20 protein-coding genes, 1 tRNA gene and 1 riboswitch are annotated in these 23,434 nt (G+C 29.4%); of the genes, 14 read left to right on the plus strand and 7 right to left on the minus strand.

What is annotated here, in order from left to right; genetic code table 11:
- Positions 1-53 precede the first annotated feature (53 nt).
- From prfB to KQI89_RS01045, 3 genes are all read left to right on the plus strand, one after another.
- Positions 54-1,173 (plus strand): peptide chain release factor 2 gene (gene prfB / locus KQI89_RS01035; protein WP_216455557.1). Its coding sequence is split into 2 segments (ribosomal slippage): positions 54-131 and positions 133-1,173, totalling 1,119 coding nucleotides; the frame shifts between segments, so codons are not numbered across the junction.
- 29 nt (positions 1,174-1,202) lie between these two features.
- Entirely contained in the window at positions 1,203-3,359 is a 2,157-nt protein-coding gene (locus tag KQI89_RS01040; RefSeq protein ID WP_281418264.1) for a Tex family protein, read from the plus strand.
- Between the two features lie 55 nt (positions 3,360-3,414).
- Positions 3,415-3,530, plus strand: a riboswitch (FMN riboswitch).
- Between the two features lie 99 nt (positions 3,531-3,629).
- Positions 3,630-4,262, plus strand: a complete 633-nt coding sequence (locus KQI89_RS01045) for an ECF transporter S component (RefSeq protein ID WP_216455558.1) — start codon at positions 3,630-3,632, stop codon at positions 4,260-4,262.
- A 59-nt stretch (positions 4,263-4,321) separates the two neighbouring features.
- Here KQI89_RS01045 and rimI read toward each other — a convergent pair whose 3' ends face one another.
- The 4 genes from rimI to KQI89_RS01065 form a co-directional block, all read right to left on the minus strand.
- Complete coding sequence (rimI, locus tag KQI89_RS01050) at positions 4,322-4,768, minus strand: ribosomal protein S18-alanine N-acetyltransferase (RefSeq protein ID WP_216455559.1); 447 nt, start codon at positions 4,766-4,768, stop codon at positions 4,322-4,324.
- Positions 4,761-5,474 carry a tRNA (adenosine(37)-N6)-threonylcarbamoyltransferase complex dimerization subunit type 1 TsaB gene (tsaB, locus tag KQI89_RS01055; protein WP_216455560.1) on the minus strand — a complete coding sequence of 238 codons (714 nt, stop codon included), beginning with the start codon at positions 5,472-5,474 and terminating at the stop codon, positions 4,761-4,763. Before tsaB ends, rimI begins: the two co-directional genes overlap by 8 nt.
- A complete protein-coding gene (gene tsaE, locus KQI89_RS01060; RefSeq protein ID WP_216456634.1) occupies positions 5,471-5,932 on the minus strand; it encodes a tRNA (adenosine(37)-N6)-threonylcarbamoyltransferase complex ATPase subunit type 1 TsaE in 462 nt (153 codons plus the stop codon). Before tsaE ends, tsaB begins: the two co-directional genes overlap by 4 nt.
- Positions 5,933-6,031: 99 nt before the next feature.
- Complete coding sequence (locus KQI89_RS01065) at positions 6,032-7,297, minus strand: HD-GYP domain-containing protein (RefSeq protein WP_216455561.1); 1,266 nt, start codon at positions 7,295-7,297, stop codon at positions 6,032-6,034.
- Positions 7,298-7,527: 230 nt separating this feature from the next.
- On the opposite strand from KQI89_RS01065, the gene KQI89_RS01070 reads away from it, so the two are divergent.
- Positions 7,528-8,436, plus strand: coding sequence for a metal ABC transporter substrate-binding protein (locus tag KQI89_RS01070; RefSeq protein ID WP_216455562.1), 909 nt, complete (start codon positions 7,528-7,530; stop codon positions 8,434-8,436).
- Positions 8,437-8,569: 133 nt separating this feature from the next.
- Positions 8,570-9,190, plus strand: coding sequence for a CBS domain-containing protein (locus KQI89_RS01075; RefSeq protein ID WP_032121332.1), 621 nt, complete (start codon positions 8,570-8,572; stop codon positions 9,188-9,190).
- Positions 9,191-9,248: 58 nt separating this feature from the next.
- On the opposite strand, the gene KQI89_RS01080 is transcribed toward KQI89_RS01075, so the two are convergent.
- Positions 9,249-9,524 (minus strand): late competence development ComFB family protein, encoded by a 276-nt coding sequence (locus KQI89_RS01080; RefSeq protein WP_216455563.1) that lies wholly within the window; start codon positions 9,522-9,524, stop codon positions 9,249-9,251.
- Between the two features lie 191 nt (positions 9,525-9,715).
- On the opposite strand from KQI89_RS01080, the gene KQI89_RS01085 reads away from it, so the two are divergent.
- From KQI89_RS01085 to KQI89_RS01095, 3 genes are all read left to right on the plus strand, one after another.
- A complete protein-coding gene (locus KQI89_RS01085) occupies positions 9,716-10,135 on the plus strand; it encodes a putative ABC transporter permease (RefSeq protein WP_216455564.1) in 420 nt (139 codons plus the stop codon).
- Positions 10,136-10,297: 162 nt separating this feature from the next.
- Positions 10,298-10,660 (plus strand): YccF domain-containing protein, encoded by a 363-nt coding sequence (locus KQI89_RS01090; protein WP_216455565.1) that lies wholly within the window; start codon positions 10,298-10,300, stop codon positions 10,658-10,660.
- Between the two features lie 422 nt (positions 10,661-11,082).
- Positions 11,083-11,319 (plus strand): hypothetical protein, encoded by a 237-nt coding sequence (locus KQI89_RS01095; RefSeq protein WP_216455566.1) that lies wholly within the window; start codon positions 11,083-11,085, stop codon positions 11,317-11,319.
- A 230-nt stretch (positions 11,320-11,549) separates the two neighbouring features.
- Here KQI89_RS01095 and KQI89_RS01100 read toward each other — a convergent pair.
- Positions 11,550-11,625: transfer RNA gene (locus KQI89_RS01100), tRNA-Trp, on the minus strand.
- A gap of 373 nt (positions 11,626-11,998) precedes the next feature.
- Here KQI89_RS01100 and KQI89_RS01105 point away from each other — a divergent pair.
- From KQI89_RS01105 to KQI89_RS01130, 6 genes are all read left to right on the plus strand, one after another.
- Positions 11,999-13,186: a DNA polymerase Y family protein gene (locus KQI89_RS01105; protein WP_216455567.1), complete on the plus strand. Its 1,188-nt coding sequence runs from the start codon at positions 11,999-12,001 to the stop codon at positions 13,184-13,186.
- Between the two features lie 108 nt (positions 13,187-13,294).
- Complete coding sequence (locus KQI89_RS01110; RefSeq protein WP_216455568.1) at positions 13,295-14,128, plus strand: polysaccharide deacetylase family protein; 834 nt, start codon at positions 13,295-13,297, stop codon at positions 14,126-14,128.
- A gap of 318 nt (positions 14,129-14,446) precedes the next feature.
- The gene (locus KQI89_RS01115; protein WP_216455569.1) at positions 14,447-18,205 is read left to right on the plus strand and encodes a S8 family serine peptidase; all 3,759 of its coding nucleotides are present in this window, start codon (positions 14,447-14,449) and stop codon (positions 18,203-18,205) included.
- A 176-nt stretch (positions 18,206-18,381) separates the two neighbouring features.
- Positions 18,382-18,573, plus strand: a complete 192-nt coding sequence (locus KQI89_RS01120) for an alpha/beta-type small acid-soluble spore protein (RefSeq protein ID WP_032121339.1) — start codon at positions 18,382-18,384, stop codon at positions 18,571-18,573.
- A gap of 227 nt (positions 18,574-18,800) precedes the next feature.
- Positions 18,801-19,937 carry a metallophosphoesterase family protein gene (locus tag KQI89_RS01125; RefSeq protein WP_216455570.1) on the plus strand — a complete coding sequence of 379 codons (1,137 nt, stop codon included), beginning with the start codon at positions 18,801-18,803 and terminating at the stop codon, positions 19,935-19,937.
- Positions 19,937-22,711: an ATP-binding protein gene (locus tag KQI89_RS01130; protein WP_216455571.1), complete on the plus strand. Its 2,775-nt coding sequence runs from the start codon at positions 19,937-19,939 to the stop codon at positions 22,709-22,711. Before KQI89_RS01125 ends, KQI89_RS01130 begins: the two co-directional genes overlap by 1 nt.
- 92 nt (positions 22,712-22,803) lie before the next feature.
- Here the strand turns inward: KQI89_RS01130 and KQI89_RS01135 are convergent, their stop codons facing one another.
- Complete coding sequence (locus KQI89_RS01135; protein WP_216455572.1) at positions 22,804-23,361, minus strand: biotin transporter BioY; 558 nt, start codon at positions 23,359-23,361, stop codon at positions 22,804-22,806.
- Positions 23,362-23,434: the final 73 nt, after the last annotated feature.

The raw sequence follows: 23,434 nt of genomic DNA on the forward strand, positions 1-23,434 counted from the left end.
CAAATCTATATTTCTTTAATAAAGATTTTATATAAATAAGGAGATGAAAGAGTATGATTTTGCAATTAGAAGAAAAGATATCAAAGATTCCAGAACTTAAAGAAACTCTAAAGGAAATGGGGGCTTCTCTTTGACATCCGCGGAATAAGGAAGTCTATTGAAGAGTATGACCATAAAATGCAAGAGCCTGGATTTTGGAATGATAATATAAAAGCTCAAGAGGTTACTCAAGAAAGTAAAAGGTTAAAGGATAAATTAGATAGATATAATTCAATAGATTCAAAAATTGAGGATATAGAAATATTGAGCAGTTTAATTAGAGAAGAAGAAGATAGTACCATAAAAGAGTTTGTAGATGAAATAACTGAATTAGAAAAGGATATAGAGTGTTTTAGAATAGAGATCCTTCTTTCTGGAGAATATGATAGAAACAATGCTATAGTAACTCTTCATGCTGGTGTAGGTGGTACTGATGCTCAAGATTGGACAGAAATGCTTCTTAGAATGTATACAAGATGGAGTGAAGATAAGGGATTTAAAGTAGAAATACTTGACTATCTTCCAGGGGATGAAGCTGGAATTAAAGGAGTTACGCTAAAAGTATCAGGAGAATTTGCCTATGGATATCTTAAGGCAGAAAAGGGTATACATAGACTAGTTAGGATATCTCCTTATAATGCTAATGGTAAGAGGCAAACGTCCTTTGCTTCCATGGAAGTAATACCTGAGCTTAAGGAAAGTCAAGATATTGATATTAGACCTGAGGATTTAAAACTAGACACTTATAGAGCTGGTGGCGCTGGAGGTCAATATGTAAATAAAACTGAATCAGCAGTGAGGATAACTCATATTCCTACAGGAATAGTTGTACAATGTCAAAATGAAAGAAGTCAACACTCTAATAGAGAAGTAGCTTTAAAAGTATTGAAATCAAAACTTATAGAATTAAAAGAGAGAGCACATAAAGAAAAAATTGAAGATTTAACTGGAGAACAAAAGGATATGGGATGGGGAAGTCAAATAAGGTCTTATGTATTCCAACCCTATACTCTAGTTAAAGATCATAGAACTTTAATTGAAAATGGAAATGTAAATGCTGTTATGGATGGAGACATAGATTTATTTATAAATGAATATCTAAAACAAAGTAGCAGTGGAAAGCTTAAAGAATAGCTTAAATTTATATTTAATGAGGTGTAATTATGATAATGACTATTGAAGAAAAGTTGTCAAAAGAGCTATCCATAGGACTAAATCAAGTTATAAGTGTTATTGAAATGTTGGATGAAGGAAATACAGTGCCTTTTATTGCTAGATATAGGAAAGAGAGAACCGGCGGGTTAAATGATGAGGTCCTTAGAAAATTATCTGAAAGGTTAATTTATATAAGAAGTTTAGAAGAAAAGAAAAGCGATGTTATAAGGTTAATTGAGGAGCAAGGAAAGCTTACAGAAGAAATAAAAGAAAGTGTTTTAAAATCTGAAACTTTAACAGAGGTAGAAGATATATATAGACCTTTTAGACCTAAAAAAAGAACTAGAGCTACCATGGCGGAAGAAAAGGGATTAAAACCCTTAGCTCGATTAATATGGAAAGGGAACTTTAATGGAGATTTTGAAGTTGAAGTTAATAAATTTATAAATTTAGAAAAAGAAGTACCTTCTAAAGAATTAGCTATACAAGGTGCTATGGATATAATAAGTGAAATAATATCTGATGAAGCTGAGTTTAGAAAATGGATAAGGAACTACCTTCAAAAGGAGGGAGTAGTTGAAACTAAAGGAAATTCAAAAGAACCCACTCCCTATGAAATGTATTATGATTATAGAGAGACAGTAAGAACCATTCCACCTTATAGAATACTTGCAATAAATAGAGGGGAAAAGGAAAAGGTACTAAGTGTTAAAATTACTTCTATGGAAGATAACATAATACAATACTTAGAAAGAAAGTGTTTAAAGGGCAATAACGTAACTGATATTTATATAGAAGAAAGTATAAAGGATTCCTTGAAAAGATTGATCTATCCCTCTATTGAAAGAGAGATAAGGGCTGAATTAACCGAAATTGCTGAAGAAAGAGCTATAGAAATATTTAAGGCTAATTTAAAATCCTTACTTATGCAATCACCAGTAAAAGATAATGTGGTTATGGGCTTTGATCCAGGCTTTAGAACAGGATGTAAGGTGGCAGTGCTTGATGAAACTGGTAAGTTTTTAGAAAAAGCTACAGTTTATCCTACAGCACCACAAAATGATGTTAAAGGAACTATTAAAAAACTAAAGGAATTAATACTAAAACATGATGTAAATGTAATATCTTTAGGAAATGGTACTGCCAGTAGAGAGTCAGAAGAAATTATAACTCTTCTTATTAATGAAATAAAAGAAGAGGGTAAGGAAGTTTATTATGTTATAGTATCAGAAGCAGGGGCATCTGTATACTCTGCTTCAGAGCTTGCGGCTAAGGAATATCCAGATTTAGACGTTACTATAAGAGGAGCTATATCTATAGGTAGAAGACTTCAAGACCCATTGGCAGAGCTAGTAAAAATAGATCCTAAGTCTATAGGAGTAGGACAATATCAACATGATATAACACCTAAAAAATTAGATGAATCCCTTAAAGGTATTGTGGAAGATGTGGTAAATAAGGTTGGGGTGGATCTTAATATAGCTACACCATCACTATTATCCTATATATCAGGAGTTAATTTAGCTGTAGCTCAAAATATAGTTAATTACAGAGAAGAAATAGGTAAATTTAGTAGTAGAAAAGAATTGCTTAAGGTAAAGCGATTAGGAAAAAAGGCTTTTGAACAGTGTGCAGGATTTTTGAGGGTTATGGAAAGTAAGGAACCTCTTGACAATACTGCAGTACATCCTGAGTCCTATAATTCAGCAAAAAAGCTTATGGATATATTAGGATATAAATTAGAGGATCTAAAAAGTGGAAGCTTAAAAGATATTGAAGAGAGAATGAAAGATACATCCATAGAAGATCTATCAGAAAAAGTAGGAGTAGGGATACCAACTTTAATGGATATAATAAAGGAACTTAAAAAACCTGGAAGGGATCCAAGAGAGGAACTTCCAAAGCCTATATTTAAAACAGGAGTAATGGATATTAACCAACTAAAACCGGGTATGTTATTAACGGGAACAGTTAGAAATGTATCAGATTTTGGTGCTTTTGTGGATATAGGTGTACACCAGGATGGATTAGTTCATAAAAGTCAGATGTCAGAGAAATTTGTAAAGCACCCCTTGGATATTGTTAAGGTTGGAGATGTAATAGAGGTAAAGGTTCTTGAAGTAGATGAAAAGAGAAAAAGAATAGGTCTTTCTATGAAATTATAAAAAACACTTGTTATTTTTATAACAGTGATATATAATAAGTATATCAAATATAATATATTATCTTCAGGGCGGGGTGAAATTCCCCACCGGCGGTAAAGCCCGCGAGCCTATATGGCATGACTCGGTTAGATTCCGAGGCCGACAGTAAAGTCTGGATGAAAGAAGGTAAGCTAAGTAGGATTACTATGCCCTGGCTTTTTGTCAGGGTTTTTTTATATGTAATCTAGGAATTAGCCCCCTTGAGGATACCTATTTAAGGAGGTATTTATCATGACAAAGAAATTTAGTCTTAACAGACAAATCAAGATTACATTATTAGCGGCTATGGCCTTTATATTAATGTATTTTGACTTTCCATTACCAATATTCCCAAGCTTTTTAAAGATTGACTTAAGCGATCTTCCAGCATTAATTGGAGCTTTTGCTTTAGGCCCAATAGAGGGAGTAGTAATAGAATTATTAAAAAATATACTTCATGTACTATTTAAGGGGACTCAAACTGCACTTGTAGGAGAGACTGCAAACTTTATAGTTGGCTCAGTAATGGTATTTATTTCAGGGTACTTTTATAGAAAAAATAAGACTAGAAAGAGTGCTATTGTAGGATTAACTATAGGGGTTATATCAATGACATTATTAGCTTCTTTAATAAATTATTTTGTACTAATACCAACCTATGCTAAGGTTTTTAAGATGCCTTTAGATGCAATAATAGCTATGGGGAGTAAAATAAATGGCAATATAACGGATTTAAGCTCTTTAATTGTTTGGGCTATTGTACCTTTTAATTTATTAAAGGGAATAGCGGTTTCTATAGTTACAGCAGGAATATATAAGAGTGTATCACCTCTTATTCATAAAGAAGAAATACTAGTTGATGAAAAAAAATACGCCAAAAATTAGAGTTAATAAAGAAAAGAAAGCCAGCAAAATGCTGGCTTTTAATGCTAATTAACATAATGTTAAAAATCTCTCTTCCAAAGTATCAGGGCATCTTCCTTGTTATCTTCGTAGTAGTTTTTCCTTCTTCCCTCTTCAAGGAAGCCAAGTTTATTATATAGCCCTAGGGCAGCGGTGTTTGAGGGTCTTACTTCTAAGGTCATAGAATTAATACCGTGGCTTTTGCCTATGTTTATAAGAGATTTTAGTATAATTTCACCTATACCTAGGCCCCTAAAATTAGGGTGAACAGCAATATTTGTTATATGAGATTCTTCCAGTATAATCCAAGTTCCACCAAAACCTACAATATCCCCTTCGTATTTAGCTACTACATAGTAGGCAAAGTTATTTTGAAGCTCTCTTATAAAGGATTCTCTATACCAGGATATGGGGAAACTCAAAAAGCTAATAGATAAAACATCATCTATATGGTCATAAGTCATAGGGATAATTTCAATATTATTCATGATTTAAGGACACCTGCTTTTTTTCATACTCTCTTTCTGCCTGAGATTTTCTAAGATATATAGGAGCAGAATTATTTATATCATCCTTTTCTCCTAATTTTAGTTTTTTCATTCCTAGCTCACCTAAAGAAGCGGCTCTTACATAATTAAGATGAGAAGGAGCGAATAAACAATTAGGTATACTTTTTTCTAATATATCTTTATGTAAGTTTATAGCATCACCTATAAAGCAAACTCTTTTATTATAAGAATTTAACTTATCAATTAATTCATTCACTGAAATAGCACTATAATCTAATATTTGAACAAGATTACCATCTTCATATTGGTACAAAGAGGTATATACATTATTTCTTAGTGCATCCATCATTGAACATACAATTCCAGAAAAACCATACATATTATAAGCTAAAGCGTCTAGTGAAGATAAAGATATATATGGTTTATTAGAAGCAAGACTCATTCCTTTTATAGTAGCCATACCTATCCTTAATCCCGTAAAAGAGCCCGGTCCCTTTGAAATAACAAAACCATCTATTTCATCCATATCTAAAGATAAGCTATTTAATAAATTATCTATCATAGATAGTAATAATACTGAATGTTGCTTTTTATAATTAAAATTTATTTCACCTAATAACTTATCATCTTCTATTAAGGCTACGCTGGCTGTTTCCGTAGAAGAATCTACGCTGAGTACTTTCATATTTTAATCTCCTTTACATAGTCATATCTTTTACCTTTAGGTAAAAGCTCAATTGTTCTAATATTTTCTCCTAAATCAACATTTTTCTGTAAGGTTATTCTAAGATGCTCTTCCGGTATAAGGCTTTCTATATAATTTGCCCATTCTATGATACTTACGCCATTACTGAAGATATATTCATCAAAGCCAATTTCATATATCTCATCAGGATCATTTACTCTATATACATCAAAATGATATAATTTTAACCTACCGCTATCATATTCATTTACAATGGTAAAGGTTGGGCTGGTTATATGATCTTTAACATCTAAGCCCATTGCTATGCCTTTTGTAAGATGTGTCTTTCCTGCACCTAAGTCACCTACTACACATATAATATCTCCAGGGTTACAGAGTTTTCCTATGTTCTTTCCTAAATTTAAAGTTTCCTCTACACTATTTACAACAAATTTCATAAATTCGGTGCTATAAGTCACCTTCACCTCCTAAGAAATAAATTAAAGGATACATGATTATTTTATATCAAAAGATGTAAAAAGAAAAGAGCAGGTAACTTATATAGCCTTACACCCTTTATTATCACTTAAATTATTGCAACTTAAGGTCCCTTTTAATATGTCTAAAGCTTTATTACATACGAGATTTTCCTTTGACATTTTATCTAAAATATCAAAAGATTCTTTTGGAGAAAGACCATTTCTATAGGGTCGTTTTTCTGTTAATGCCTGATAAATATCGCAAACGGCTAGAAGTCTACTTTCCATTGAAAGATTTTTTGCATTTAATCTTATAGGATAGCCATCTCCATTTAATTTTTCATGATGATTAGAAGCCCATTCTGTAATATCCTCTGCGTTTTTAATATTTTTAAGAATTATGTTTGTATAATATACATGAGACTTAATTATAGAATATTCATCTTTTGTAAGGGCGCCAGGTTTAGATAATATATCTGGAGGTATAGCAATTTTGCCTATATCATGTAAAAATCCTGCAATCTCCATTTTAGTGCATTTTTCTTCTTCGTAACCTATATATTTTGATACTATATAAGCTAGATTTCCAATATCTATAGAATGTTTTGCGGTGAAAGGGCTGATACTATCAATTATCTTTGCAAATATCAATGATATTTCACGAAATTCATCCAAAGATATGTATATATTTAAGTCTGGAATAATTGAAGTAAATATGCTTGGAATAAAGGATATGTTTTCAATGTTGAACCAAAAATTATCTCTAATTGATATACGGTTAAATATATCTACTAACATAGGGTTAAAAATAATATTGGTATTTTGATTTATCCAGTTAATAATATTATTTTTTTGATTATAACTAGGGGTCTTTCTATTAAAAATACTATCTATTAGATCAGCCATTCTAATTATTTGACTTTCTATAGGAATACTATTAGAAGTTATGGACAAAGGACCAGATCCATTATAATTTTCGTGGTGATACAAGATAATTTTATTTAAATCTCTAAATTGAGGAAAATATTTAAGAGTATTAGCTCCTTGAATGCAGTGGTTTTTAATAAAATTATTATTTCTATGATTTGAGTGCATATTATTTATTCCTCCAATATCATGTAACATGGAGGAGATGTAAGTTCGATTTATAGTGTTTTTATCAATGCTAAGTTCTTTACATATTTCCATAGCTATATAGGTAGTTGTTTTTGAATGGTATAAAAACTTATTTTGATCATAGGGCATATTTGATATTTCTTCCAAAATATTATCTTGTGAAGAAAGTTGTGATAAATCTAAAGCTGTAGAGAGAGAGCTTATTACATCCTCTAAATTTATGTTCATTACTTAACCTCCACTTTATATTATTGGGTATTTTATCGTAAATAGGCTAAAAAAACAAAATAATAAGGCTATCTTTATGGAGAAAATTAACGTATAATTATTATGAGTAAAAATCATTGTTAAATAATGGATAGGTATATTAAACATATATCATCATAAATATTATTAAGTATAATATATAGTATAATGTATATTATATAAATATTACATCTTTTCTGAGGTGATATTAGATGAAAAAATGGGTGTACAGTATTTTAACTGTTAATATATTAATAATAATTATTTTCACAGCTACCTATAGGTTCGGTATAGTTAAAAGTTCTGCTATAGATGAAGGTATGGCTGGTAAAGAAAAATATATGAATATAACTACTACAAATAAGCCTCTTTACTATATGGTAAAAGATTTAGTAAAAGATAAGCATGCTGTAGAATATATGTTAAAAAGCGAAGAAGAACTTTGGAACTATCAATATACAGAGGATAGTTTAACAAATATAGAAAAAAAGGATTTGTTTTTTTATAATGGAGGAAATTTAGAACCTTGGGCTGAAGGGTTTATATATAAATTAAAAAAAGATAAAGTTTCCTCTATAAATGTATCAAGAGGGATAAAATTAAACTATATTACTAATGGAAAAAGATACGGAGATAAGGATATTAAAGAAAATCCTTATTATTGGTTAGGTATAGAAGAGTATAAGGTAGCACTATCTAATATAAAAAATGCTTTGGCTGAAAAAGATCCTGTTAATAGAGATTTCTATGAAAAAAATTATGAAAAAAAGTTAAAAGAAATAGGTTATTTAGAAGAGGATATTAAATATGTTTCAGATAAGTTAAAATCATACTCCTTAATAATTACATCAGAGGAATTTGATTATATTACAAATTATTTAGGAGTGATTAATACTAAGATCATGAGACATAAAGAGGTAAATCAAGAGAATATTAATAAGTTGTTTAAAGATTCTAAAGCAATAGTTTTTTTTGAAAAGGACAATAAAGTAAAAAGTGAATTAGAGAGTATGGTAAATTACCCTAATACAGAAAAAGTATATTTAGTAAAATATGATGGAGAAAAGGATTATATTGAGCTAATTAAAGAAAATATAAATGCTCTTAAGAAAATAAAATAAATAAAAGTATTATAATTTTAGCATTTGAAGAAATAGTTTGAATTTATAGAATGTTTTCATGTATAATATTTATAACGCACTAATTTGTTTTAATTGAATCGTAATTTAATTGCTTTAAAAAGGAGATGGGGAAATGTTAGTAAAAAATATAATGTTACCAAAGGAAAAATTGATAACTGTTAGTCCAAAATCTACTATAGGTCATGCTCTAGAAGTTATGAATGAAAATAAATTTTTGTCTATACCTGTAGCTGAGGGAGAAAAATTTTACGGAACAATCTCTAAGGATAGAATTTATGAGTTCTACTATGAAAAATGTGAAGATAAGCAGTGCTTTTTATCTGATTTTAATGTAGAAGTAGTTATGAGAGAGGATATACCAACTATTCTACCTATGGAACAAATGGAAAAGGCTGTTCATTTCTTGGAGATAATGAATATATCGTTTGTAGCGGTTATAGATAATAAAGGTGCCTTTGAGGGTATATTAACTCACCATGCTGTGTTTGAACAGTTCACATCCTTGTTCGGTCTAAATAAGGGACAAAGATTGGCTGTTATGGCTTATGATATTCCAGGACAAATATCTAAACTTTCAAAGATATTGTCAGAAAATAATGCAGATATAATCAGTTTTGTAGTAGTAGATCCAAAGAGTGTTATAGATGTTATGGAAATTGTAGTAAGAATGAGAACTGATAACTTTGAATTAATTGAAGAAAAAGTAAAAGAAGCGGGTTTTAAAATAGTATAATAATAAAAAAATCCACCAATTCATTTTGGTGGATTTTTTATTGTTATCCTAAATAATACTAGGTTCTATTTGCTTCATGTCTAGTTTTTTTTGATACTATCTCAATAGCAAAGGTTAATTCTTTTACTATATCTGTTTTAAATTGAAATTCAAGTTCATTGATTCTAGTATAAAGATCACCATCCTTTGTAGATACATAAATAGGCTTTAAGTTGTTTAAAGCAATAGCCTTTATATCCTCTAAACAATAATGACACTTACAGATATTTTTGTATTTCTTTATAACTTCAGAAAGTGTGTTATCTACAAAGACTTCCATATAATTTTTAATCATATTATACCTCTTTTAATAAAATTATAAATTCCAATTTTAAAAAAGTTAGTTTATATAAATTTAACATGTTGTATATATTATAGCAAATAAAGCAAATTGTTTTCAATTGTTTTGAAAAATAAGTATAGATGTTATTAAGATAAATTTAAAAAATATGGTATATTTTTTATTGAAATACAAAAGATATATATATGATAAAAAAATTTGTAATATATGGACTTTTAGGCTTCTGTGGAGAGGTTTTATGGACTGGAATAGGCTCTCTTGTTAAAGGAGATGTGAAACTTACTGGATGGACATATATATGGATGTTTTTTATATATGGCCTTGCAGTTTTTTTAGAACCTATACATGACAGAACGAGACACCTTTCATTTTTTATAAGAGGAGGTATATATATGGTTCTAATATTTATGACAGAATTTATTACAGGTAGTATTCTGTTAAAAGTTCTTGGTGTCTGTCCTTGGAATTATGCAGGTAAACCTCTATCACCTTATGGGTTAATCACCTTTACCTATGCACCAGTATGGTTTGTTGCTGGTCTTATTTTCGAAAAAATCCATGATACTTTAACGCAGCTTCAATTAGCAAATATGGATAATATATAAAAATACTAAATAAAAAAATGGCTATGAAATAAGTTTATGCTTTTTCATGGCTATTTTTCTTTTAATGAATGTAGATTTAAGAAATAAAAGCTTATAATATAGGAACTATTACCTATTCGTAGTAATATATTAATGTAGTTAAGTATATAAAGGGGGATTTTTATGTCTACATTAGGTAATATTATATGGATTATTTTCGGAGGCTTATTTGGAGCAATAGGATGGGTTATATCTGGATTCATTTGCTGTATTACAATAATAGGAATACCCTTTGGCAAACAATGCTTTAAAATGGCAAAGTTACAATTAGCTCCATTTGGTAGAGAAGTTAGAAACTCAAGATTAGGAACAATGGGGCTAATAGGTAATCTTTTGTGGATAATATTTTTAGGATGGGAATTGGCTTTAGCTAATTTAGTTTCTGCGCTGATTTTTGCCATAACTATAGTAGGACTTCCTTTTGCAGCCCAAAGTTTAAAACTGGCAAGGTTATCCCTTATGCCCTTTGGTAAAGAAATTATTTAGTAAAAGGTCTTGGAGTAATCCAAGGCTTTTTATATTGGAAGTTAAAAGTTTTTATAATTGGTAAGGTAAAAATAATTTAAGAGGTAAATGATAATTCTTAAGCTATGTTATTTTGCCTTTTGGTATAATATTTTACTGAATTTTCCGTTTGTACATGTTACAATATTAGTAATGCATATATATTGATATGAAATATTTCATGTAGGAATAAATAGACCGCACTTAATGTTTATAGATAAGGATAAAACTAAGCAGGAGTATTCTGGCGTTATATCTCAAGGGGTATATAATTTAGTTTTGGCGAAATGTAAGGTATCACAATTTAAAATATTTAAGGAGGGCAGTTTATTAAAAAAAGAAGTTAGAGGCAAGCTTAATCCTTAATACAACTAGTGATATAAATAAAATTAGGAGGGCTTATTTTGAATAAATCTAAGAATTTAAATATTTTATTCTTTTTAGAAAGTATTGTATTTTTAATTTTAAACATAACTTTATATAAATCTATCATACCAATACTAAGTGTGATTCAATCGTATATTTATATTGGCTTTAGGAGTAAATTAGAAAATAAAAAATATATAGATAAAATATTTATTTTTACTGCGGTTACTATCTTCCTAATTGTATTTATTCAAGATTATGCTAGATTGCATTAAATCAAATGATAAATATAAGTTTTATATTTTACAAAGTTAAATTTTGAAAGAGTTAGTATAAAATTTTACCTTTTTAACCTACAGCGAAAAGTAGTTGTAAATCATTGATTTATAACTACTTTTATATTATTAGTATTATAACTTTTATTTCTTTAATTTAAAATATATTCAGGGGAATTGTGATAATAAAATAAAACCAGTAGAATTATTAATTCTACTGGTTTTTTATCTGGCAGGGGCAGCAGGAATCGAACCCGCAACCAACGGTTTTGGAGACCGCTACTCTACCAATTGAGCTATACCCCTAAGCGACAATTAAGATTATATAATATATTAGAAAAAAATGCAATAGTTTTTCTAAAAAATATTACATTTTTTCATAAAACCCTATTAATTTCCAATAAAGTAGTAAATAGGGTTTGAATAAGTTTTAGTTTTTATGCCCTGGCTACAATTGTTAATCCTGATATCTATGAGCCTTGGGGATAACACTGATACATTAAATAAGCTCTTCTAGGATTCAAAAGGGAGAGAGTTTCCTATAAGCAAACTCTACCCGGACTTCTGAATCACTTGATCTATCTATAATTTAAATAGTAAAAATAAAGATTTATTTTAATATGATATAATAATTTTAAGAAAAGCTTTTTTAATTAAATTATGAAGAGGTAGTTTTGCTATGGAAAGTATAATATTTCATATAGATGTTAATTCTGCTTATTTATCTTGGAGTGCTGTGGATAGATTAAGATCCGGGGGAACTATTGATATAAGAGAAATAGCATCTGTTATAGGTGGAGATGAAGAAAGTAGGAGAGGAGTAGTACTTGCTAAGTCAAATAAAGCAAAGGCTTACGGCATAATAACAGGAGAAAGTCTATATTCTGCTAAAAAGAAGTATAAGGACTTAATGATAATACCACCTAATTTTAAAATCTATGAAGAATATAGTAAAATGTTAATGACTTTTTTGTATAATTACACTCCTTATCTTCAGCAATATTCTATTGATGAATGTTTTTTAGACATGGGTAAAATTAGTAGAGAAGAGGCTTTGATTCTAGGTGAAAATATAAGAAAAGAGATAAATATAAAATTAGGGTTTACTGTTAGCATTGGAATCTCAACAAATAAACTGTTGGCTAAGATGGCTTCTGAGCTTAAAAAACCTAATAAAGTGAATACTATTTTTAAGGAGGAAGTGAAGGATAAACTATGGCATCTTCCGGTAGAAGAACTTTTTATGGTAGGTAAGAGTGCCAAGAAAAGGCTTAATTCCATGTATATATTTACTATAGGGGAATTGGCTAACTATGATAGAGACATAATAAAGGAGAGATTTAAAAGTAGTGGAGAACTTATATGGGATTATGCCAATGGTATAGATGATAGTAGAGTTAACTATAATGAGGATAGTATTAAGAATATAAGTAATGCAGTCACATTGCCTGTGGATATAATGCGGAAAGAAAAGGCTTATAAGGTACTTTTAGAGGTAGCAGAGCAGGTGGCGTACAGGCTTCGGAAAAATCAGAAATATTGTTACTCTATAGGTGTAAATATAAAAACTAATGAATTTAAAAGTTATTCTCACCAAAAAAGGTTATCAAACCCTACAGATTCTACAAAAGTTATTTCAGAAACGGTTTTGGAATTATTTACTAGGTGTTGGAGGGGTGAACCTATTAGGCTTTTAGGTATAACTTTGAGCAATCTTACAGATACTTATACAGAACAACTTAGTTTATTTTCCTTAGAAACTTCCAAAAAAGCTGAGAGTTCTGAAAAACTTGACAAAACTTTAGATGAAATAAGAGAAAAATATGGAAAAGATATAATTTGCAGAACTTCTCTCCTTAAAAAATAAGGGGAGATTTGTTTTGCGAAATATTAACAATTTTACCCATTTTAATGTTATGATTTTCATATGATATTTTAAAAATATTATTAGCAGGGATAAGAAGAGGTATTAAAAATGCATTATAAAATAAAATATGTTTTATTTTTTATTGCTCTATACTTTGTGGGTTTTATAGGAGGATCATTGTTCTTCTCTTATTATGAACCTGAATTAGAAATAAAACAGCATAGTGTAGAAGATAATGAAAATATAAATTATAAAGAATCTGAAGCTATTGATGATTTATATTATGGAGATAAGAAAGAGGATAAAAATCAGTATAAAGAAGAAGGTAAGTATGATGAAAAAGAAACTAAAGTAGGGGAAGATAAGATTGCTTATTTAACTTTTGATGATGGTCCTAGTAAAAATATAACTCCTAAAATTTTAGATATACTATCAGAAAATTCTATTAAAGCAACATTTTTTGTAACAGGAGAGATGGCGGAGCATAATGAGAAAATTATAAAGGACATAAAGAATAGAGGTCATTCCATTGGTAACCACTCCTACTCTCATGATTTTAATGTTATCTATTCATCTATAGAAAATTTCACATACGAAGTAGAAAGAACGGAAAAAATTTTAAAATCTATATTAGGGGAAGATTATCAAAGTAAATTTTTTAGATTCCCTGGAGGGTCTTTTGAAAATTATAAGGACCCTTATAAAAAGGTTTTAGAAAAGATAAATATGAAATATATAGATTGGAATGCTTTAAATGGAGATGCTGAATATCATGAAGTTCCATTAGAAGCTCAATTGCAGAAAATTAAAGAAACAGTTTTGGGAAAAAAAGAAGTTGTGATACTTTTGCATGATTCTTCTACTAAATCTACAACTTTAGAAGCATTGCCCCATATAATTGATTACTTAAAAAATGAAGGATATCAATTTAAAAAATTGTAATCAAAATAATTGAAATAATAAAAAGGAAAAGTTGCAATTGATTTTATTTTAAAAATATGTTGAATTCTGCATGGAACTTTTATATAATATGTAATAATAACCAATAGATATAACTTGTGGGAAAAAAGTATGTAATTTAGAAAACTTTGCTGAGATTTTTAATGAAAAATTAAATAGAATTGGTAAAATATTGTTTTGTTCCTTTAGAATAAGGCTTAAATATATTAAAAATTTTCTGTTATATGATATATAAAAAAAGGTTAAAGCCATATAATATATGGTTATTAATAATTTATTTTTATAAAAGGGGGATAATACATGAACAAAAATTTTAGGAGGGGTATGTCTAAATTCTTAGGCATGGCTTTAGCTTTGTCCTTAGTAATTGGAAATACTCCTAGAGCAAATGCCTTAGAGGGGAATACCTCAAGTTATGATCAGGAAACCCTTCAAAGCATTAAAGCTCAGATTTATTCTTCAAAAGTAAAAAACAGAGAAGATGTAAAGACTGAAGATCCAGAGGAAGTTATTAGGGTTGTTGTTGAACTAGAGGGCAAGTCAGCAGCAGAATCTATGCCGGAGGGAGTAAGAGCAACTCCACAGGCTATTGGGGCAGTAAAAGAAAATCAAGGCGCAGCTAAATCAGCGGCTAGTTCACTTGATGGAGCTAGCATAAGGCATAGCTATGGGAATGTCATAAATGGTTTTAGCATGGATGTAAAAAGAAAAGAAGTGGACAAGCTTAAAGAGATTCCAGGAGTTAAGAAAGTAAAGGAAGCTAATAAGTATGAAACAGATATGAATTATGCCAAAAACTTAACTCAAGCCTTCGATGCTTGGAAGAAGTATAATTTAAAAGGGGAAGGGATGCTGGTATCAGTTATAGATACTGGTATAGATTATACCCATAAAGATTTAAAAGCTCCTAAAGATATTTCAAAAATAAAACTATCCAAAGACAAGGTAGAGGAACTTAAAAAGACTGGAGCCTTGAAATCAGATTTAAATGCAGAAACCTATTTTAATGACAAAATTCCTTTCGGATATAATTATGCAGATAAAAATAATGATATAGTAGATAAAAGACCAGATGGTGGACATGGAATACATGTAGCTGGAATTGTTGCTGCAGATGGAGATGAGGAAGAAGTAAAAAATGGACAAGCAATTCAAGGTGTGGCTCCTCAAGCTCAATTATTAGGTATGAAGGCTTTTTCTAATGGACCGGCAGGTAAATATGCATACACAGATGATATAGTTGCAGCATTAGAAGATTCTGTAACCCTTGGAGCTGATATAATAAACATGAGCTTAGGTTCAGCAGCAGGGTTCCAAGATGATGATGATGCGGAACAAAAAGCTATAAAAAATGCTGCAGATAAGGGTGTGCTAGTAGTAGTGTCTGCTGGAAACTCTAGTTACTCTACGGCTCCTTATAGAGACAGTACTATGAAGGATATATCAGTTGTTGGCTCTCCTGCTTTAGCAAAGGATGCTTTCATGGTAGCTAACTATCAAAATCAGAAAGTTACAGCATATAGTGCTACTTTTAATTTAGGAAGTGAAGAAATAAATGGAACTTTTTCAACTCACCAAGTATCTTTTGAAGAGAAGAAAGACTATGAGATAATTAATTGTGGATTTGGAAAGCCAGAGGACTTTGAGGGGAAGAATTTAAAGAATAAAGTTGCTCTAATTTCAAGAGGTGAACTAGACTTTATAGCCAAAATTCTAAATGCTCAAAATGCTGGCGCAATAGGTGTAGTTGTATATAACCATGCCTCAGGAGGAGAGGCGTTAATTAATATGGCCACAGATGGAAATATTAAAATACCAGCAATTTTTGTAGGTAATAATGCAGGGGCAAAAGCAGCTAGTGCTTTAGATAATAAAGAAAAGGTTACTCTTAAACTGACAGGAGCAACTATAACTCAGGACAATCCTGAGGTAGATGATTATGATGATAGTACATCTTGGGGTCCTGCTCCTAATCTTGATTTTAAACCACAAATCGCTGGACCTGGTGGAAATATATTCTCTACAGTAAATGGAGATAGATATGATAATATGAGTGGAACTTCTATGGCAGCTCCACATGTTGCTGGAGGAATGGCTTTAATAATGCAAGCTATTAAAGGATATAATAGCAATCTACAAGGAAGAGAATTAATAGATTATGCAAAAAATGTAGCTATGAATACTTCAAATGTTAAGATAGATAAATTTAATGAGGGAGTTCCTTTCTCACCAAGAAGGCAAGGGGCAGGATTAATTCAAATTGAAGATGCTATAAAAAATAAGGTTACTGCAACTTATAATGGAAAAGCATCTGTAGCTTTAAAAGAGATAAAGGAAAAGGAAGTTTCTTTCCAAATAGACTTAAATAATTATGGAGATAAAGATGTAACTTATTCTATAGAAAATCTAAAAGGAGTTCTTTCACAGGCAGATAAAGATGCTAATGGAGAAATGGCTCATGACATTATTTTAGATTCAAAGGACGCTAAAATTAGCTTTGATCAAAAAGAAGTTACTGTAAAAGCTAATAGCAATTCAAAGATAAATGTTACACTAACTATAGGTAATGAGTTATCCACTGAAAGATTTTTAGAGGGATATGTTAAGTTTAATTCAAAAACTGAAGAGGTACCTTCTTTGGTAGTACCTTTCATGGGATATTATGGAGACTGGAGTAAAGAAAATATAATTAACCATGGAGAATGGGAAGAAGCTGAAACAGTTATGGCTGAAATTAATAATGGAGCTTTAAGATCTGGTTTAGTATCTAAGTATGGAGAAGAAATGGATACTATGGGTGATGATATTGAGAAATATGCTATATCACCAGATGGAGACGGCTATGGAGACACTGTAATTCCATACCTATACTTCTTAAGAAATGCTAAGAAGGTAAGTGTAGATATAAAAGACAAAGACAAAAATATAATAACAAATGTTAATGAAGAAGAAAATGTTAGAAAGAATATATATAATACCTCAAATGGTAGTGGTAAAAAACCAAAATTATTTAACTCATTGGCATGGGATGGAACTGTATACGATAATTTATCAGGAAAGAATGAAGCCGTAGAAGAGGGCCAATATTATATTTCTATAAAATCCTATGTAGACATAGAAGGAAAAGAACCTCAAATAATGGAAATACCAATAAAAGTTGACTTAACTGCTCCAGAAGTAAAGATAATTTCTAAACAAAGATTAGGAGATAGGCTAGTAGTGAAGTGGAGAGCTAAGGATAATTTATCAGGCATAGCTACAAACAACATTGTAGTGGATGGAAAAGTTGTAGAAGATGCTAAAGTATATTATGATAAATACTCAAAAATTTACTCTACATCTATAGATGTTAAAGAAACTGAAGCTTATAATGTATCTCTAGCAGTTTTAGATGGTGCTGGAAATATGACAGTTGAAGATATATTAGTAACAGCTAAAGAAGCGGTAATTGACTTTGAAAATAAATTGTTTGCTGGAGCAAATATGGAATTAACGGAAAAAGGTTTAGACCACAATGGGAATTTCTTAATAAATGGTAAATTATCTGCACCACTAAAAGTATTTAAGATAAATGATAAGGATGTAAAAGTTAATGAGGATTTAAGCTTTGAATTTGTGGTTGAAGCAAAAGAGCTTAAGCAGGGAATAAATTATATAAAAGTATATGCAGAAGATTTAAATGGAAAGATTGCTAAAGTTCTTCAAGAAGATAAGAGTTTATATGATGCAAACAACTATTCAGTAAAAATTTATCTTGATTCAGAAGCTCCTGTTATTAATGTAGAAGCACCTGTTGTGGACGAAGAAGGTGTTGCTTATACTGACAATGGAGAAATACTAATAAAGGGTAGTGTATCAGATAGTTGCATGGGATATAAGTTCTATATCAATGGAAAACTTATTAAATCTATTAGTAATGAGGTAGACTATGGTCACGAATTTAATCTGTATAACTTTGAAAAAACAATTAAAGTAGAAAATGGAGAGTTTATACAACTGAAAGCAGTAGATACCTTTGGACATGAAACTATTAAAACTATAAAGGTTGTGTATAAATAATATAATTTTAGTATTATAAAATTTTACACTATTAAGATTTGTTGCATAATCATAACTCCTTTGGATAATTTTTTATAGAGTAAAGATATTCTATCGGGTAACAATAATAGTGAGCAACAAAGGAGAGACATCATTAACTGTTTTGAAAAAAACTTGTTTCAAAGGAGGAATTAATTATGGCAAGAAGATTAGTTCCAGAAGCTAAACAGGGATTGTACAAATTCAGAACAGAGGTAGCACAAGAGTTAGGAGTTCCATTTGAAGAGTATAATGGACACTTAACTTCAAGACAATGTGGCTCTGTTGGAGGAGAAATGGTCAAAAGAATGGTAGAATCCTACCAAAGAGATCTAGCCTCCAGAGAATAGTGAAGCAGAAGCAGAAATAGAAGCGGAAGCGGAAATAGAAGCAGAAGCAGAACTATCAAATCAAAATAGGCTATAATTAATGGCCTAGGATAACAAAGAGAAGCTACTCCAAAGATATTTGGAGTAGCTTCTTCAATTTTATCTATATATTTAAGTTGAATAATTATAAATCCTTTGATAAAATCAAAGTATTAGAGAACTAAAGTTCGATTGAAGGAGTGATGACATTGAAAAAGATAAAACTATTACATTGCAGCGACTTTCATTTTGATACTGCCTTCAGTGAGTTAAATAAGGATTTTGCAGAGAAAAGAAGAGAAGACTTAAGGGAGACTTTTGGGAACATAATTAATTTAGCTAAAAAGGAAAAAGTAGAGATTTTATTATTAAGTGGGGATTTATTTGACAATAGTAGAGTTATGAAAACTACCTTGGATTATATGAAAAAAAAATTAGAAGAAATACCAGAGATAAAGGTATTTATAGCTCCAGGAAATCATGACCCTTATAATGAAAAATCTTTTTATACTATGATAAATTGGCCTTCCAATGTACATATATTTAAATCTAATATGGAGGCTATTTCTATAGATGAGAAAGAACTAACTGTGTATGGTCAGGGGTTTTCAGAATATTACGAAAGGAAATCTTTGCTAGAGAATTTTTCTGAAGGGTTTATAGTGGACAAAGATAGGATAAACATAATGGTATTACATGGAGACATAAGCGTTAAAGGTAAAAAAAATGAATATAATCCTATAACTCTTGAAGAGATTGGCGATAGTTCTATGGATTATATAGCTTTAGGACACAGACATAGTTTTTCAGGTATAAATAAAGAAAAACATACTTATTATGCTTATTGTGGTAATCCGGAAGGAAGAGCCTTTGATGAAAAAGGAGAAAAGGGTGTAATATTAGGAGAAATATCTAAGGACATTATTGATTTAAAGTTTGTACCTATATGTAAAAGAAAGTATGAAGAAATTTTCATGGATATAAGTGGTGTATTAACTTATGAAGATATAGGAGAAAAAATACTTAACTATATTCCAGAAAGTGAAAGATATAATAATATTTATAAAGTAATTCTTTTAGGAGAAGTAACTGAGGATTTTATTATAAATTTAGAAGTTCTAAGAGAAAAGATCTCAAAAGATTTTTATTATATAACCTTAAAAGATTCTACAGAAATAAATTTAGATTATGAATCTTTGTGTAAAGAACTTTCTATAAAAGGTCTCTATGCTAGGAAGATGATTCAAAAGATAAATGAAGCAGAAGAAAAGGAAGAAAAACAGATATTAAAGGATGCACTAAAAACAGGAATACAGTGCTTAAGTAATAAGGAGCTGATTCTTTAATGATTATAAAAAAATTAAATATAATTAGCTTCGGTAAATTTAAAAATAAAACCATAGAATTAAAAGATGGTATAAATATAATATACGGTAAGAACGAAGCTGGAAAAAGCACTATTCAGGGATTCATAAAGGCTATGTTTTATGGGATGAACTCCCAGAAGAAATCTATAAGAGAAAATGAAAGAAAAAGATATATGCCCTGGAGTGGAGAAAAGATGCAGGGAGAGCTTATTTATGAAGAAACGGATGGAAATGAGTATATAATAAAAAGATCCTTCGGAAATACAAGAAAAGAAGATCAAGGAGAGATAATTCATTGTATTACAGGAGAAAAGATAAGGGCTATTAATGTAATAGAACCTGGAAAGGAAATATTAGGTTTAAATGAAGAAGGTTTTAATAAAACCTTATTTATAAAGCAACTTGGATTAGAAATAAAAAGAGGAAAGGGAGATGAAATACTAGAAAAACTCACTAATCTAGTGGAAATTGAAGGAGAAGAAGGCTCTTATGAAAAAGCCATTAAAGTACTAGAGGAAGCTAAGAGATTTATTACCACACCAAGAAAAACAGGTAAATTAGATGGGTTAAAATTAGAACTAGAAGAATTAAATAGGGAATATAGTGACAGTGTAAGATTAAGCAAAGAAGGCATAGAAGAACAATTAGAACTAAATAAGCTTCAAGAAAAAAAATTTGAGTTAAGAGCTCATATAAATAAATTAGAATTATACAAAAAGCATATAAAAAGAATAAAGCTACATAAGGAATATAAGGAGATACTGGAGTATTTAAAGAAAAGCGATGAGCTAAATCGTGAAAAAGAAAAGGTAGAAGAGGATTTACTTAGTGATAAAGGAATTATAGATAAAAACTTTATTGATTCCATAAAGGAAGAATATAGAGGGTATAATCAGCTAAAAGATATATACATAGAAAGAGAGGAAAGTAAAAACCAAGTAGAGGAGTCTTTAAAAACTAAAAAAGAAGAATTCCATAAGTATGAAAAATTTAACAACTTAGACGAAGAAGTAGAAAGAAAAGTAATATCTCTTTGTTTAGAAAAAAAAAATATAGAAGAGAGAATAAAGGAAGTTCAAGATATAGAAAAGGAACTTAGTACTCTTGAATGTAATCTGAAAACTTTAAAAGATAAATATGAGGTATTAGAACCTATATTAGGTTTTAGAGGACGGATTGAAGGTATATTCTATGATTATGAAAACAAGCTGAAAGAGCTTAAATATAAAATGGATAATACCCATATAGATTATAAACTTATAGATGAAAAACATGTCTATGAAAAAAATAAAAGAAAGAATTTGATCTTTAGTATATGTTCATTTATAACAATTCCCTTTATTTTTGCAATTAAATTTTTAAAAGCCTATGAGGGATATTTAATTTTTCCATTTATCTTTGTGCCTATGTGTTTAACATTGTTTTTTGTTAAAAGAGAGAGAAAGAATTCTAAAGCTTTGAGTAATATACATAAAGAAATCCTAAAAGATAAGGAGGTTCTTTCTCTTAATGAGACTATAGCATCCATAGAAAAAGATTTAGAGCAGTACTATAAAGCATCAGGAGCTAAAGATTATAAGGATTTTTTAATTAAATTAAGAAATTTAGAGGATATTAAAGAAAATATTGATAAACTTAAAGTAAAAATTGAAGAAAAACTAATACAAAAAGAAAATTACCAACCAGAGGTGTTAAAAGAAAACCTTCAAAATATAAACAAGTATCTACAGTTTATATTGGAACATACAGAAAGTCAGGATATAGAAGAATTTTTAATGAAAAATAAAGAATTTAAACTTCTTAATAACCAAATAGTGATTTTAAATTCAGAGTTAAATAATATTTTAAAATCTATAGATCATATTAATGAAGAAATAGAAATAAAAGAGAGAAACATAAAAGAGAAAATCATGAGGGTTTCTAAAGGTAATATTTCTATAGAAGTAGTTTCAGAAGAGATAGAAAGACTTGAGGAAAAGTTAAAAGAAAAACAGGATATAGAAAATAGGCTTAAAAATATTGATAGTAGTTACAGACTCCTTCTAAAAGATAGAGATTTGGAAAAGATGAGGGAAGAAATAGGAGATATATTAAAGGAAGACATAGAAGAAAACTTTAAAGATGAGGAAATGCTAGATGAAGCTCTTAAAGAAAAAAACAAAGAATTATTAAACACTGAGAAAAGATTAAAGGATGTAGAAAATTCCATAGAAAATAAATTTATAGGGAAAAGAAGGATAACAGACATAGAAGAAAATATGGAGTCTGTAAAAAATGAAATCAGTGAACTAGAGTATAGATTACAGTGTATAAATATTGCTTATGAAACTTTAATAGAATGTTTTAAAGAACTTCAAAGAGATTTTGGACCTCTACTTAATAATAAAGTTAGTAAAATACTATGTTCTATAACAATGAATAATTATAATGAAGTTAAAGTTTCGGAAGAGTACAGTATAAAACTTAGAGATAATAATGAAAATACTATTGTAGATGCAGAATATTTAAGTAATGGAACCCTAGATCAGATATATTTTGCTCTTAGAATGGCTTTTGTTGATCTTATATTTAATCAAAATGAATCAGTGCCTATTTTTTTAGATGAAGCTTTTATGCAATATGATGATGATAGGTTAATGAAAGTTCTGGATTATATACAAAGTATAGAGAGCAATAGGCAGATTATAATATTTACATGTCAAAGAAGAGAAATTGATATAATTAAACAAGACTCAAATATTATCTATATATAGTTGGTAAAATTTAAATAAGAGAGTCATAAGTAAAATGTACTTGACATAGGTTACATTTTATTCTTATCACTCTCTTATTTATTAGTTTTATATTAAAATTCTTTATTATTTTTAATTAAAGGGATGATTTTATAGCTTATTAAAGAAGAAAGGATGCATTTTATAATATCCCCTGGTAAAAAAATTAAACATCCGGACTGGAATATTTTTATCCAGGATAAGTTTTTGTGAAGCACACTATTTAAAATATAAGCCATGTAAGGTAATCCAAATAAATAAATTATTAAGGTGGCAACTAAGGAGGCTAAGATATATTTTAAAATACTATTATTTTCAAATTTCTCTACTACTTTTCCAGATAAATAAGCTGCTGGAATGAACCCTATTGCAAATCCAAAGGAAGGTTTCATTAGTATGGGGATACCCCCAATACCACCTGTAAACACTGGCAATCCTATTAAGCCTAAAAAAATGTAAATTACTTGAGATAAGCCTCCAGATTTTGATCCTAAAATCATTCCGGACATTATTACTATTAAAGTTTGAAAGGATATGGCTACTGGTTGAATAGGTAAGGATAAGTATGCACCAATTGCTGTTAGTGCTGAAAATAAAGCTATTAATATTAAATCTTTAGTTGAGAGTTTCATAAATAACCACCTTTAAAATAGTATTGTAAACTATAATTTTTTTTAAGTTTACAATACTATTTTATTATAATTT

Origin of the sequence: Clostridium simiarum (assembly GCF_018919175.1) — a bacterium.
GTDB classification, from domain to species: domain Bacteria; phylum Bacillota; class Clostridia; order Clostridiales; family Clostridiaceae; genus Clostridium_L; species Clostridium_L simiarum.